The organism is Paraburkholderia sp. NMBU_R16, from assembly GCF_013282575.1.
Taxonomy (GTDB): Bacteria; Pseudomonadota; Gammaproteobacteria; order Burkholderiales; family Burkholderiaceae; genus Trinickia.
Genome location: NZ_JAAAYE010000345.1, coordinates 1 through 318 on the forward strand (window position 1 = coordinate 1; position 318 = coordinate 318).

Annotated in this window: 1 protein-coding gene; it reads right to left on the reverse strand. The window is 59.1% G+C overall.

Translation table 11 applies throughout. From position 1 onward, the window contains the following. Positions 1-310 (reverse strand): IS6 family transposase (locus GWC77_RS28505; protein WP_173263007.1); only part of this gene is annotated, 310 nt, incomplete at its 3' end. Between the last annotated feature and the right edge of the window lie 8 nt (positions 311-318).

The following is a 318-nucleotide window of genomic DNA, read 5'->3' on the forward strand; positions in this document are numbered from 1 at the left end:
GATATTTCCAGTGGCCCTTGACCTTCACGTAGGTCTCGTCCATGCGCCAGCTCTTGCCTACCGGACGCTTGTGTCGGCGAAACGACTTTTCAAACAGTGGCACGAGCTTGATGACCCAGCGGTGCACGCTCGAATGATCGACCTCGATTCCGCGCTCGGCCATCATCTCCTCCAGGTTGCGCAGGCTCAGCGCGTACGCCACGTACCAGCGTACGCACAGCAAAATCACCTCCAGCGGATCATGCAGCCGCTTCAGCACGCTGCCCGCGCCAGTGGGCAACGTTGAGCGAGCTTTCTTCGTCTTTGCCATCATCGATG